Consider the following 14,165-nt stretch of genomic DNA (forward strand, 5'->3'; position numbering starts at 1 on the left):
GATTCTAGGGCGAAGGCCGTTTCCCTTCAAAGCCGCTCCAATTCGCTGCGCTTACACCAACTTTTCCGACGCGATCCTTGCTGCCAAAAAGTGCGCGAGTGCGTGTTCGTCTCGGTGACGCATGAGATGAACGAGCCGATTCATGTAACGAACGCATGTGCGTTGGGATTTGTCGCGTCTTAACGTCGAGGGATGCACCCGTTCGCTGCTGCCGCGCCCCTCATTGCCGCCTATTCACACGCACTCGCGCGCTTTTTGGCAGCAAGTGCGCTGGACCCTGGCCGAAACGAGGTTGCGGCTCGAAGCATGCGCGCGCGAGCAGAGATGCGCGTGAAGATTCAAACGAGCTTGAAGGTACATGATGATCTACTAGCATAGTGCGTATCACACCGGTGTAAGACGGTGACCGAGTGCGTGAAGTGCAGGGCCTGGGAGCAAAAAGGGGCCGAAACTGTGCAATTTCTGCACAGTGAGTGAATTGGTCATCATTTTCGACAGATAACACCACAGACGGCGAATAAGTAACATGCAATGATTTTTCGGTCAGCAACCTATGTTAGACCTCGATACCGTTCTTTGCGAGAAAACGCGCTATTGATGCTGCGAGACATCACGCATACGGCTGGTGCGGCAAAATGCTTCGAGGTTCAGTCTTGTTTTGCAATCAAAAAGGCGGTTGGCAAACTGCCAACCGCCCTAAACGGTTCAAGAATCGTATCAGTTGCCGTTAGCGCTTCTTGCTAATAACCTTCGCTTACGGGTGCGTCGTCGACCGCTAGCAGCCCTCGCGTGCGGGCGCATCGCCGCTCGCCGGCGAGGGCGCGCTGCCGTCCGCAGGTGCTTCGGCTTCCTCCGCATAGCTGCGCTTCTTCAGCAGCATGGACACGGCCAGCGCGGCAACTGCAAGCACCAGGGTGAACGCAAAGCCCCAGTGCACGCCGTTGGTGAACGCGACTGCGCCGCCTTCCGCGCTTGCCGCCTGGCCCATGCCCAACAGGCTGGTGGCGACGGCGGTGGCAACGGCGCCGAGCACCTGCTGCAGGGTGTTCATCATGGTGGAGCCGTCCGCGTTCATGCTGTGCGGCAGCGAGTTCAGGGCGCTCGTCTGGCTCGGCGACATAGCCAGCGGCACGCCGATCATCAAGATCACGTGAGCGCAAACCACATACGCGATGGGCGTTTCGGGCGCCGCCAGCAGGAACATCACCGTGCCGGCGATGGACAGGGCGAAACCGACGCGTGCCGGGATGCGGGCGCCGATGCGGTCGTACAACCCGCCGGCGATCACGGACACGATGCAGTTCACCACGCCGCCGGGCAGCATGAGCATACCCGTCATGGCAACGGGCAAAAGCATGCCGCTTTGGATGTACTGCGGCAGCAGATACATGGCCGAAAGCGTGATGCCGAAGTTCAGCATCACCAGCGTCACGCCCACGCGGTAGCCCTGCTGGCAGAATGCGCGCACATCAAGCACGGGAGTCTCCATGTGCAGCTGGCGATACACGTACGTAGCAATGCAGACCACGCCGATGACCAGCGCGGACACCACCTCGACGCTGGTCCATCCGTACAGGCTGGCAAGCCCGGCGCCCAACACCACGCCACCGAATCCCAGGCACGAGAGCACGCACGAGAGCGCATCGACGCGCGGACGCGTCAGCTCGTAGGGGCTCACCAGGAACTTCGCTGCGAACACCATAGCCGCTGCCAACACCACGGCGAAGGTAAAGAAGATGAAGCGCCAGCTCAGAGCACCCAGGATAATGCCCGAGAGGGTGGGACCGATGGCGGGGGCGAACATGATGATGAGCGCCGTCAAGCCCATGGCAGCGCCGATCTTCACCGGTGGGAACACCTCAAGCACCACGGCGAACATCATGGGCAGGACCAGGCCCGTGCCCACGCCTTGCACCAGGCGGCCCGCCAGCATCACCTCGAAGCTAGGGGCGAATCCGCTGATCAACGAGCCGACGAAGAACGCGCCCAGCGCGAACAGCGTGAGCTTGCGCACGCTGAACCACTTCATGAGCAGGCTGGCGAAGGGCAGCACGATGCCGATGACCAGCATATATCCGATGACTACCCACTGCATGACGGCCATGTCGACGCCGAACGCCTCGGTCAGCTGCGGAAGCGCGATGTTGAGCGACGTCTCGCTGAACATGCCCGTGAAACCGCCCAGATACAGGCCCATCATGGTCAGGTAGGGGTGCGCAACCTCAACGTGCGCCTTATGGGGATCAAAACCTTGCATACTGTTTTCCGTACATTCCTTTCCGACTTTTGCGCAGCGCCCGCACAGGCGAAACAGGCCCGGAAATACAAAAAGCGGGGTCTGCAAAGGAAGCTTTCATCCTTTGCAGACCCCGCTTATGGGCGCTGCTGACTACCACTAATTGCTTTTAGCCTAGCAGAAACCACCCTCGTTTCGTAAGCGTTTAAATTGTGGAGAAGCAAAAAGCGCCTCCCGTGAAGGGGAGGCGCTTCGTGGGCTTCGCGTTCGCGTAATGCTATGCGAGCTCGATGGGATAGCTGGCGATGGTGTCGTAGGTGTCGTTGTCCATCAGGCTGATGGTGCCGGCGACGTTCTTCATGGCGTCAATGTCGGTAACCTTGGTGCTGTCGAAGTAGCCGAAGGTCTCGGCGAACATACCGGGCTTGACGGTCTCGGTCAGGGTGAAGTCGACCATCTGGCCGTCGACGCTGAAGGTGCCGTACTCGGCCATGAACAGGACGGTCTTGTCGGCGGTCTTGTTCTCAACCTTGAAGGTGTAGCCGCAGTCGTCGAGCCAATCCTGCTTCTTGTTCAGCACGGTGATGGTGCAGTTCTCGTCGTCGACGAGCACCTTGTCAACGGCAACGGTGTTCTTGTCGGAGGTGGTTGCGGCCTTCGCGTCGCCCGCAGTGCCCTCGGTCTTGACCTCGCCGCGCTCGAACGTCATGGCGTAGCCGTCGTCGGTCATCTGCAGCTTACCGTCGGTGATGGTTGCGGTGATGGGGCTGCCGTCGATGGTGAACTTGGCTTCCGTGGCGCTCTTGGTCTCCCACGTGCCGTCAAGGGGCTCGCCGAACATGACGAGAGCACAGGTGCCATCTTCGTTGACGTTCAGGCCTACGCTCATGCCGAACGCGTCGAGCATGGCGATGTCCTCAGCGGTGGCCTCTTCGCCGTCGGACACCATGCCCGCCAGTTTCCACGATCCGATGAACGCCTCTTTCGCGTCCTTGTCGTTGGTCGCGCCACCGCCGCAGCCGGTCAATGCCAAGCACAGCGTCATCGCGCATGCTACCAACGCGCATACCAATAGCTTCCTCTTCATGTTCCTCACTCCCTTTCTGTTTGATGCTCCTGTGGCGACCCTTCGGTCCCTCGCCGAAGGCGTGTGCCCTGGTCACGTAAGCGCCGCTGGTTGGACCGCTGGTCGCTTATCCCATCGCGCCGCCGCAGTACTCGCAGCGACCTTGCGCGTCGGGGGCGGTGGTGGCGCCGCAGAACGGGCAGGTTTGCGCGGTTTTCGGTGCCGCGGCTGCCGCCGCCTGCTCGCGGACGGTCTCGCGAAGCTGCGTGAGCGCCTCGCGAATCTGCTGCGCCTGACGCTCCGCCTCGCGGTATTCCACGGAATTGCGCTCCTCGATGCGGTAGTCGTTGACCTTGAACGTGATCTCGTTGAAGTACGGCGAGTTCACATGGATGGTGACGTACACGTCGTAGTCGATGTCGTAGCGCGGCGGGTCGTAGCTTTGCGAATGACCTTCGTCGTCTTTCCAGGTGAGCTCGCTGCGGGTCTCGCGAATCTCGGTATCGCAGCCTGTGACCTGGGAAAAGTCCATGACGTCGGGGTTTGCGTCGCGCCAACGGGAATTGCGCGTGACGATGAAGCGCTTCGCGTCCTCGTCGAGCATCACCTTCATGTCGCAGCCGAGCGTGCGTGTGACGTTGAGCTCGGCCACCTTCTGCCGGTTGGCCTCGCGGTACTCAAGCTGCTCGGCGATCTGCTCGACGGTGCTCGCGCGTCGGTCGCTGAAGAACGGCGACAGCTTGCCCGCGCACTCCTTGCACAGGTTGCCGTCCTCAAGCTTGCGATTGCCCAGAAGCCCGATCTCGCCGCCGCAGATGCTGCAGGTTTTCTTTTCGAACATCTTTCCGAACAGCCCCATGTCGCGCCCCTTTCATCGTCTCCAACTCCGTACCCAGATAATGGCAGAAGCGGGGAAGGCGAAGAAGCGCCCTGCGGCTCGAAAAGGGGTGCAAAAGCGGACCGAACGGCTCAGGTTGCCGTTCGGGGAACTGGAAAGGCTTGCGTTATCGCGCCTTATTCCTCGGTTTGTTCGCCGGTGCGGCCCATGCCGGGGATGATGAGGCCGCTGGAGACCGCGTGCACGGCGAGGCGCAGGATGTTGTCGTAGCCGGTTTTCGCCAGGATCTCGGAGATGTGGCGCTTCACGGTGCCTTCGGACAGGTACAGCTCCTGCGCGATCTCCTTGCGCGTTTTGGTCTCGCACACCAGGCGAAGGATGTCAATCTCGGTTTGCGTGAGCGCCGCTGCGCCGGAAAGCGCGTTGGATTGAGGGCGGGGGAATGTGGAATAGCCCTCCATGGTGGAGCGGATGACGGCGATGAGCTCGGCGGTGCCCACGTTCTTGTACACGAAGCTGTCCACGCCGGCGGCGCGTGCCTGTTCGACGAACGTGATCTCGGGCATGCCGGTCATGATGACCACGCGCACGTCGGGGTGCGCCTCCTTGATGGCGGCGGCCGCCACGATGCCGCTGGAATCGTTTTCCGTGCACACGTCCAAAAGCGCCAGGTTTGCGTGGTGCTTCTCGACCGCGGAGAGGGCGTCGGCCGCATCGGCGATAGCCGCCACGACGTGCATGTCATCCTGCATGTCGATGGCGCACGCGAGCGAGTCGCGCAGCATGGCTTGATCTTCGGCGATGACCATGTCGATCATGGCGTCCCCCCTGGGCTAGAAGGCGGTCCCTGCATATCGCCGGAACAGCGGCGATACCCTCTATTCTACCGTGGAACCACAGCTTCTAGCGTGAAAGGCTGGGTGGCCGTTACCTGGCAGGTGCCGCCGACCGCGCCAACGGCCTCGCGCATGCTGGGAAGCCCTGTTCCTTCGCGGAAATCGCTGGGACCCGCCAGGCCGTCGTTGGTTACACGCAGCGTGTACGAGCTGCTGCTTTCCTCGAAGGCTATGCGCACGTTGTGGGCCTGGCCGTGCTTGACGGCGTTGGTGGCGGCCTCGCGGCAGATGGTGACGAACGCCTCGGCCACGGCGGGCGCCTTGGGCAGGCTGCCGATCTGCTCGATGTGCACGCCAACCAGCTCGAACGCGTGCACGATGGATGCCAGCTCGGTGGGCGATTGCTCGTCGTCGGCGCGGCCGAGGTCCTCCATCATGCTGCGCACCAGGTCCGTGACCTGGTCGAGCGCCTCGGGGTTGCTGCTGCCGTCCTCAAGGTAGCGGTGCAGGATGGAAAGGCGCTGGCCGATGGTGTCGTGCACGCGCGCCTTCATGTGCAGCATGGCCTCGTTGCGCGCGACCTCGCGAACGCCCGCAAGCGATTCCTCCAGTTCGCGGTTCGCCTGCTCAAGTAGGTCGTTCGTGCGCGCGATGGTGGTGTTGAGGCGCTCCTCCTCCGTTACGTCGATGGCCGTCAGGCGGCGGTAGGTTTTGCCGTTAACCTCGGCGCGGTCGCGCTTGAATAGGCGCACGTTGCCTTCCCCGACTTGGATGCGCACGCCTTCGGGCAGCACGTCGTTTATGGGCGCCGCGCCGCGTTTCGCTATCTCGCACAGGTTTTCCCACAGCATGCTGACCTCGGACAGGTCGGTGGCGAAGCCGAGTTCCATGAGGCACCACCGCATGGCGTCGTTCATGTACAGCACGCGGCCGCCTCGATCGGCCATGGCCAGGCCCTCGGGCAGGCGGTCGACGGCCTCGATGGCCGAAAGCCGCGTGATGCTGCTGCGGAACCGGCGGATGTCCAAGATCAGCCCGGCGCTCACGCGGAACGTCAGGAACGCGGCATCGGCTATGAACAGGTACGGTGCGAAGGCGCCGGCGGCATCGATGGCGGGCGGCGAACACAGGGCGAACAGCGTGATCTCCCAGGTCATTACCGGTTTGCGGTAGCGGATGGCAAGCGCCAGGCCAACGACCGCCAATGCCAGGTTGAACCAGAGCAGCGCGCTTAAGGGCAGCGCCGTTATGCGCAGGTGTAGCAGCAGGGTGCCGTGGTTCGCGTATGCTGACAGCATGGTGGCGGTGGCAAGATACAGGTGCACCACCAGCAGCGCCTCGTACACGGTGGCCGCCGATACCGGGCGGCCGCTTTTGCGCGCGGCTAGGAACAGCGCGTGCAACGTTTGCGCGGCGGTAAGCAGGAAGAACACTGCCGTAAGCGTTGCGACCACGGGGATCTTGGTGAACAGCAGATCTTCCATTATGCGACCCCCTCGCCTTCGCTCACGCGCACGGCCAGCGTCGCGCCTGTGGGCGCGACATCAAGGGAGAAGCGGACATCGCGGCGCTCGAGAATCCGGCGCAGCTCCTCAAGGGAGCGCGTGTAACCCTCGGTCTGCGCCGATTCCTCAGCTTCCAGGGCGGCGCGCATCTCCACGATGCGGCGGCTCCGGCCCGCATCCGCGCTTTCACCGGCTTTCACGTTGTCGCTGACGAACAGCATGAGGATGGGGTTGCTCGCTGCGAACGCCGCCGCCGCGAAATCGTAGAGGCAGTCGTAGAGCACGCTTACCGTGGAGGCGGGCAGCATGCGCTTGACGTCCACGAGCGCGGCGCAGTCGATGCCCAAGGTGCGCAAGTCGGCGGCGGTTTCGTTGAACACCAGCTGAAGGCGCTCGCGGTTGAATGCCGGGTCGCTTTTCCCTGCCAGCACCAGGCCGCCCTTGCGTTTGCAGTACGCGATGAGCAGCTTGACCTCGGTGAGCCGCTCGCGCCGCTTCGCCAAGCTTTGCGGGTCGTTGCCGCGGGGGAGGTCGGATAGCAGTTCGTCGATGCGGCGGGTCTTCGCTGCAAGCGTTTGCTCGATCTCGTCGACCAGCGCGCGCTCCTGTTGCGTACGGTACAGCACGCTGTCGATGGCGTGTCGATGCTTCAGCATTTCGTTGTGCGCTCGTAGGCTGTCCCTTCGCTGCTCGAGCGTTTCGCGCCGATCGTCGATAGCGGTGACGCCCTCGGCCAGCAGCGCCGACCCGCCGGTGACGTTGTATCCCCGAAACAGCGTATGGGGGACCGCCGTGGTGCGGAAGCTCGAGATGCTTCGGCGGGGAAGGTCGGACTGCAGGAACATGGAATGCAGCGCCTCGTCGTTGTCGCTTGGCTGGAACTGCGCGGTGTGCAGCGCCACCTCACCGGTGCGCGAAAGGATGCGCAGGTTGAACGGAAGCGCGGAGAACATGGATTCGCGCCAATAGTATGAAGGAAGTATTCCCAGGTCAAGCGCTATCTCAAGGCAGGATATCAACAGAACGCTGTACACGAGCGCAAGGTTGGAGCCGATCAGGAACCGCAGGATGTAGAGCACCGTGTACGTTCCCAGCACGCCCACGACAAGGACCATGGGCACGAACGCGCTGCGCAGCTGTTTGCGCGCCGCGGCGAAGGAGCAGGCGAAGAAGAGCGCGATCTGCGTGATCATCCACCCGAGCACCACCCAATATCCCGGGCCGTACGTGTAGCTGCCCGACCACAGCGGATCGTCGAACGAGAAGAGGAGCACCACGTGATGCAGGTTGTTCGTGAGCACGAGCGCGATGAGCGCCGCATCGATGGCCAGCACGGCCCGTTTCGCGTAACTTGTGACGGGCATGCGGTCAAGCGCCGAGGCGCGCATGGCGCTGAACAGGCTGAACGTGCCGGTCAGCAGCATGGGCACGTAATAGAGATACCACATGATGGAAACCAGGTGGTCGTTGCCGGTTTGGTATTTCAGCGTGACGATGAGCAGCCAGGCCACGCACAGGGCGGCGTTCGCCTTCAGGTAGCGCGCGATTAGCGCGTCCGAGCAGCGCAGGTGGATGGTGAACCCCCAGGCAGCCAGCAAGGGGGCCATGGCCAGCATGAAGCCCGTCGAGCGCGATGCGCCGGTGGGCATGCCGTGCAGGTTCGGCGTGGCGAAGTGGCCCACGGCCTGCAGCACGGCGAGCACCACGCCCAGCACGGCGCCCGCGATGGCGCACGCGATCAGCACATGTTTGCGGTCGATGACCATGGCCGCCTTCCCCTTTCCGTTTGCTCGTTTCGGCTCATTGTACGCGCTCGGTCGGCCATTGTTCCCCGGATCGCAAAGTCGGGCCGCGGGTTGCTGAAATGCGGCTGAAAATGGGACAGCATGGCGCTCTTGGAACGCCTGGCTTTGGTAAGCTGTTAGCAGAGGTTTTCTCCACATACGCATTCGGGAAAGGGAAAAAGCCATGGCCCAAGAATCGGTGAACTATCAATGTCCGAACTGCATGGGGCCGCTGCGCTACAAGGGCGATAGCGGCATGCTCGAGTGCGAATTCTGCGAATCGACGTTCACGCCGGCCCAGGTCGAGGAGGCGTACGCGGCCAAACAGCAAGAGGCCGACGAGAAGGCCGAGGCCGCGGCCGCGCGCGCCGAAGCCGGCGAGCAATCAAGCTTCGAGCGCATGGCCGATGAGGCCGCCGGGGCGTCGTCGGTGGTCACCGAGGACGTCATCGACGCCGCCGTGGCGGTCGGTGCTCAAGCCGATAGCTCCATCGCATCGTATCTCTCGCGCGCCAGCTGGAACGAGGAGGAGCGCGCCGGCATGCGCACCTACCTGTGCTCGTCGTGCGGCGCGCAGTTGACGTCCGACGCCACCACCGCCATCCAGGAATGCCCCTACTGCGGTAACCAGGCTATGGCGCCCGGTTCGTTCGTGGACACTGCCAAGCCCGACCTGGTCATCCCGTTCAAGTTGGACAAAGCGGCTGCCGAGCAGGCGCTTACCGACTACTACAAGGGCAAGAAGTTCCTTGCGAAGGAATTCGCCGCGCAAAACCGCATCGCCCATGTGCAGGGCGTGTACGTGCCGTTCTGGCTCTACGACGGGTCAGCCAGCGGCGAGGGCACCTTCGAGGCGCGCAACATCCGCACCTGGCGCGAGGGCAAGTACGAGGTCACGGAAACCCACGTGTACAACGCGTGGCGCCAGGGCTCGTCGGAGTTCACGCGCATTCCCGCCGACGGTTCGGCGAAAATGCCCGATGAGCACATGGACGCCATCGAGCCGTTCGACTACGACGAGCTGACCCCGTTCTCGGTGGCCTACCTGCCCGGCTACTCCGCCGAGCGCTACGACCAGGACTCCGACGCGTGCTGCCACCGCGCCGTGCGCCGCATGGAGAACACGCTGGCCGACCAGCTGCGAGAAACCGTCACCGGCTACGACCAGGTCGACCCGGCCGACGTGGACGCCGAGGTGTCGTTCTCCGAGATCAAGCAGGCGCTGCTGCCGGTATGGATGCTGCACACGCGCTGGAAGGATAAGGACTTCCTGTTCGCTATGAACGGCCAGACGGGGCGCTTGGTGGGCGATCTGCCGGTGTCGCCGCTGAAGGTGGTGCTGTGGTTCCTGGGTATCTTCCTGGTGGTCGGCGCCGTCATGCTGGGCGTGGACTTCGGGTTCATCCAGTTCGACGACACCGTCACCCGCGTGGGCGTCGACGCGGGCGTGCCGCTGGTCGTGGCCGCCGGTGTGTGCCTCTACTTCTACTCGCAGATGAAGACGGCGGTGGAGCAGCGGAGCGCGCATGCGTACGTGGTCAACGGCAGCTTCGACTTGACAGGCAGCGATGACACGTTCGTCACCTCGTACCAGACGCGTACGCTTGTGGAAACGGATGACGACGACAAGCGGTAACCGATTTTCACCGGTCGCAAAGGGCGCCGATCATCGCTTCCGTAACGGAACGGCCGGCGCCGCGGGCGATCGGGTATAACCAGGCTCTACCTAATAGGTTTTGGAATAGCGAACGAACAGGCAGCATCGGAGAAGGAGGACATCATGGGTTTGATCAAAGCGGGTATCGGAGCTGCAGGCGGCGTGCTGGCCGACTCTTGGCGCGAGTATTTCTACTGCGATTCGCTTGAGGCCGACGTGCTGTGCGCGAAGGGGCAGAAGCGCATCTCGGACAAGGGCCGCAGCTCAAATACCAAGGGCGAGAGCAACATCATCTCGGACGGCTCCATCATCGCGGTGAACGAGGGCCAGTTCATGATCATCGTCGAGCAGGGCGCCATCGTGGACGCCTGCGGCGAGGCGGGCGAGTTCGTGTTCGACAAGTCCACCGAGCCCAGCCTGTTCTTCGGCGAGTCCGGCACGCTGGGCGACCGCATCAAGAAGTCGTTCGAGCGCGTGGGCGCGCGTTTCTCCTTCGGCGGCGACACGGGCAAGGACCAGCGCGTGTACTTCTTCAACGCGAAGGAGATCGTGGGCAACAAGTACGGCACGGCCCAGCCGGTGCCGTTCCGCGTGGTGGACGCCAACATCGGCCTTGACGTGGACATCTCCGTGCGCTGCAACGGCGAGTACTCCTACAAGATCGTCGACCCGCTCATGTTCTACAAGAACGTCTGCGGCAACGTTGAGGAGCCCTACACGCGCGACAAGATCGATTCCCAGCTGAAAAGCGAGCTTTTGACCGCGCTGCAGCCGGCGTTCGCGAAGATCAGCGCCATGGGCGTGCGTTATTCGGCCGTGCCGGCGCACACCACCGAGCTTGCCGACGCCCTGAACGAGGTGCTGTCTGAGAAGTGGGGCGAGCTGCGCGGTCTTAAGGTGGCAAGCTTCGGCGTGAACGCCATCGCGGCGTCCGAAGAGGACGAGCAGATGATCAAGGACCTGCAGAAGGCCGCGGTCATGCGCGACCCGAACATGGCGGCTGCCAACCTGGCGGCATCGCAGGCCGACGCCATGCGCACGGCCGCCGCGAATGAGAACGGCGCCATGATGGGCTTCATGGGCATGGGTATGGCCAACGCGGTGGGCGGCATGAACCCGCAGGGTCTGTACGGCCAGGGCGGCAGCGCCCCGCAAAGCCAGTATCCCGTGGCGGCGGGCGGCGGCTTCGCGGCGCCTACCCCCGAGCCTGCTCCCGCAGCAGCGCCGGCGGCGGCACCGGCTGCAGGAGGCGATGCGTGGACGTGCTCTTGCGGCGCCTCCAACACCGGCAAGTTCTGCAGCAACTGCGGCAGCCCCAAGCCCGAGCCGCCCGCGGCAGCCGGTGAGTGGACCTGCTCGTGCGGTGCGAAGAACACCGGCAAGTTCTGCTGCAACTGCGGCAGCCCCAAGCCCGCAGGCGATGGCGGCTGGGATTGCCAGTGCGGCCAGCACAACACCGGCGCGTTCTGCAGCAACTGCGGCACGAAGCGCCCGTAAGGCGGCTTGCGCGCGGCATGCGCGGCAGGACCCCGTTCCGCGCGGCGTGGGCGTAGGTCCCGTCCGGGTAGCTGAGCGCCTGGAAGGCCGTTCGCTTGCAAACGCGCGAAGCGGGGCATTCAGCCCTGACCCGCGCAGCGAAGCGCGATGCGCAAACTTGATGGCGGCGCCCGTATATCATGCGGGCGCCGCTTTTTGCGGGTAGGGTCTCTTCGCCAACGATGCTCCGCTCATGGCGCTTGGGCCGTGGTTGACGCACGCTTAGAATCCAATCGGCTACTTCGCAGCGCCTAGCTTAGGGAGGGTTACGAGCATGACGGTGCCGTGGCTGGAGCTGTTCTCGACTTCGATCGTGCCACCGTGAAGCGTCGCGATTTCCCATACCAGCGACAGGCCCAACCCTACGCCCCCGTATTCCCTGCTGCGAGACTTGTCAACGCGGAAAAACGGCTGGAACACGCTGTCTCGGTGCTGTTCGGGGATTCCGAAGCCCTCGTCTTCAATGCGGATGAGAACGCGATCGTCTTCCTCGTCGACGGTCACGTTGATCGTCGAGGCGGGACGGCTGTAGCGAATTGCGTTCTCGACAAGGTTGAACATCATCCGGTACATCAATGGGTCGCTGCCGCTCATCAGGCTGTTCCCGCGGCAGGCGAGGGCGATGCCCTTTTGGTCGGCGAGCGGGGCGAGGTCTGCTAGCACCTCCTCGATCAGGGGCGCGAGTTCGATTTCGTCGTTGCAGGGGATGGCGCGCAGCTCGCTCATTTCGAGCAGTGTGCTCGTCATGCTCGACATTCTCTCGGTTTGCTCGCGCAGCAGCGTAAGAAGGTCGTTGGTCGCGGGCGGTACGTTAGGGTGTTCTACTGCGAATAGCTCCATTTGGGCCTGCATGAGCGCCAGCGGCGTGCGCAACTCGTGCGCGGCGTTGCCGGAGAACTGGCGTTGCGCGGCGAAACCCGCGTCAAGGCGATTTATCATGCTGTTGAACGATTCGCTGAACCTTTTGAATTCCGGAGGCACGTCCTCGCTGATTTTCGAATCGGCAAGATTCCCTGGTTGCACGTGTTCGATTTGCGCGGCGAAAGCCCGTAGGGGCCTGAGTGCGCGGCCGCTTGCGAAGTATGCGAGCACGCCTCCGATAAGCGTCACCGCAGCGGTAATGCACCAGCTTGTAGCGCCGAACGACTTTTGCGCGTCGCTCACTACGATCGTCAGCTCGTTGCCGACGTCCTCGCTTCCTGGGTCGAATGACTTGGGAACATCCTCGTTCACGTTGCTATAAGCCGATACCTCGCTACCGATCTCATCCATATATTGCATTCCGGAATAGCCGACAAGGAAGTTCATCGATAGGCAGGCCGCGCAGACGAGGGCGGCCGTCATCAACGTGATGCGCCATTGCAGTGAAAGGTCCTTCATTCGCGTTCCTCCATCACGTAGCCTTGCCCTATGCGGTTGCTGATAGGGTCGTGCCCGAGCGCTTCGCGCAGTTTCTTCCTAAGCGCCGACATATGGACCCTGGCTGAATTGCTGAAGCTGTTCGCGCTGCAGTCCCACACGTGCTCGAGGAGCTCCTCTTGGCTAACCGGTCGCCCTTGGTTGAGCATCAGGTACTCCAATATGCCCGTTTCCTTTCGAGTCAGGGAAAGGGATCGATTGTTTGCGCAAGCCTTACGAGAGCTTGTGTCAAAAGAAAGGGTTCCGCAGGTCAGCACGGTGCTGTCTTGAACAAATCGCCTGCGGGTCAGGCTTCGTATCCTGGCTGCGAGCTCTTCTAGGTGAAACGGTTTTGTCAGGTAATCGTTGGCTCCCGCGTCCAAGCCGCTTACTTTATCGGAGATGTCGCTTCGCGCCGATAAGATCAGCACCTTCGTATCATGGTCGGTTTCCCGAAGCGTTTCAAGCACCGTCATGCCGTCCGCGCCGGGAAGGTTCAGGTCGAGCACGACCAGGTCGAAGGTTTCGATGGCGAGCAGGTCGATAGCCGTTTGCCCATCATGGCAGCAATCGACGCTATAGGCAAGATGGCGAAGGCTGCGGGCGATTGCGTCGCACAGCGCCTTTTCATCCTCGACAACCAAAATACGCATATCGGGCCTCCGGCTCATACGTGTTGTTCCTTAACGCGGATTTTATAGCAGACATGATTACATATGTCTAAGAACGAAAGGAGCGTCAGATTGTTCAAAGCAAGGAAGGCGGTATTCCAGGCGATCTTGCTGATCGTCGGGGCGGCCATGGCGGGCGTCGGCGCCCTTCGGGGTGAGGCCGACATCGTGCTCAGCAAGGCTATCAGGCTGTGTTTGGAGTGTGTTGGGATTGGGTAAGGGAAACTTCCATGCGTCGTGGCTTTTAAGCCGTTTCCGCGGGTTTGTCCAGGCGGGTGCCGCATTGCTTTCGAATATCCACCTGCCGAACCTTATCAAGGGCGGTATTCATCAGGGCGGTTCGAAAGCGGTGTGCGTACCTGGTTTGAACTGCTATTCCTGTCCAGCCGCTGCGGATGCTTGCCCTATCGGCGCCTTTCAAGCGGTGGTCGGCTCGTCGAAGTTCAGCTTCTCGTATTACGTAACCGGGTTTTTGATTTTGACGGGCGTGCTGCTGGGACGTTTCGTGTGCGGATTTTTGTGCCCGTTCGGCTGGCTGCAGGAACTGCTGCACAAGATCCCGGGCAAAAAGCTGTCAACGGGCAAACTCAAGCCGTTGAGATACGTGAAGTACGGGGTGTTGGCGTTGACCGTAGTGC

12 protein-coding genes are annotated in these 14,165 nt (G+C 62.4%); 4 read left to right on the forward strand and 8 right to left on the reverse strand.

Annotated features, from left to right (window positions below; genetic code table 11):
• Positions 1–775: 775 nt before the first annotated feature.
• From Q0G75_RS09005 to Q0G75_RS09030, 6 genes are all read right to left on the reverse strand, one after another.
• Positions 776–2,257, reverse strand: a complete 1,482-nt coding sequence (locus Q0G75_RS09005) for a DHA2 family efflux MFS transporter permease subunit (protein ID WP_294414923.1) — start codon at positions 2,255–2,257, stop codon at positions 776–778.
• 256 nt (positions 2,258–2,513) lie between these two features.
• On the reverse strand, positions 2,514–3,323 hold the full coding sequence (locus Q0G75_RS09010) for a hypothetical protein (protein WP_294414922.1): 810 nt from the start codon (positions 3,321–3,323) through the stop codon (positions 2,514–2,516).
• A 106-nt stretch (positions 3,324–3,429) separates the two neighbouring features.
• Positions 3,430–4,161, reverse strand: a complete 732-nt coding sequence (locus Q0G75_RS09015; protein ID WP_294414921.1) for a DUF4428 domain-containing protein — start codon at positions 4,159–4,161, stop codon at positions 3,430–3,432.
• 155 nt (positions 4,162–4,316) lie between these two features.
• Positions 4,317–4,958, reverse strand: coding sequence for a response regulator transcription factor (locus Q0G75_RS09020; RefSeq protein ID WP_294414920.1), 642 nt, complete (start codon positions 4,956–4,958; stop codon positions 4,317–4,319).
• A gap of 65 nt (positions 4,959–5,023) precedes the next feature.
• Positions 5,024–6,460: a hypothetical protein gene (locus Q0G75_RS09025; protein ID WP_294414919.1), complete on the reverse strand. Its 1,437-nt coding sequence runs from the start codon at positions 6,458–6,460 to the stop codon at positions 5,024–5,026.
• Positions 6,460–8,247: a hypothetical protein gene (locus Q0G75_RS09030; protein WP_294414918.1), complete on the reverse strand. Its 1,788-nt coding sequence runs from the start codon at positions 8,245–8,247 to the stop codon at positions 6,460–6,462. Before Q0G75_RS09030 ends, Q0G75_RS09025 begins: the two co-directional genes overlap by 1 nt.
• Positions 8,248–8,449: 202 nt before the next feature.
• Between Q0G75_RS09030 and Q0G75_RS09035 the strand changes: the two genes are divergently transcribed.
• Complete coding sequence (locus tag Q0G75_RS09035) at positions 8,450–9,901, forward strand: hypothetical protein (RefSeq protein WP_294414917.1); 1,452 nt, start codon at positions 8,450–8,452, stop codon at positions 9,899–9,901.
• Positions 9,902–10,045: 144 nt separating this feature from the next.
• Positions 10,046–11,419 (forward strand): SPFH domain-containing protein, encoded by a 1,374-nt coding sequence (locus Q0G75_RS09040; RefSeq protein ID WP_294414916.1) that lies wholly within the window; start codon positions 10,046–10,048, stop codon positions 11,417–11,419.
• A gap of 276 nt (positions 11,420–11,695) precedes the next feature.
• Here Q0G75_RS09040 and Q0G75_RS09045 read toward each other — a convergent pair whose 3' ends face one another.
• Together Q0G75_RS09045 and Q0G75_RS09050 are read right to left on the reverse strand one after the other, a co-directional pair.
• On the reverse strand, positions 11,696–12,838 hold the full coding sequence (locus tag Q0G75_RS09045) for a HAMP domain-containing sensor histidine kinase (RefSeq protein WP_294414915.1): 1,143 nt from the start codon (positions 12,836–12,838) through the stop codon (positions 11,696–11,698).
• The gene (locus Q0G75_RS09050; protein WP_294414925.1) at positions 12,835–13,509 is read right to left on the reverse strand and encodes a response regulator transcription factor; all 675 of its coding nucleotides are present in this window, start codon (positions 13,507–13,509) and stop codon (positions 12,835–12,837) included. The genes Q0G75_RS09045 and Q0G75_RS09050 overlap by 4 nt, the downstream gene beginning before the upstream one ends.
• 90 nt (positions 13,510–13,599) lie before the next feature.
• Here Q0G75_RS09050 and Q0G75_RS09055 point away from each other — a divergent pair, with 90 nt between their 5' ends.
• A complete protein-coding gene (locus Q0G75_RS09055) occupies positions 13,600–13,746 on the forward strand; it encodes a CD1871A family CXXC motif-containing protein (protein ID WP_294414914.1) in 147 nt (48 codons plus the stop codon).
• Positions 13,739–14,165, forward strand: a 427-nt coding sequence (locus Q0G75_RS09060) for a 4Fe-4S binding protein (RefSeq protein WP_294417966.1), incomplete at its 3' end; no start/stop codon positions are given. The genes Q0G75_RS09055 and Q0G75_RS09060, both read left to right, overlap by 8 nt.

This window comes from uncultured Senegalimassilia sp. (assembly GCF_934636665.1).
Lineage (GTDB): Bacteria > Actinomycetota > Coriobacteriia > Coriobacteriales > Eggerthellaceae > Senegalimassilia.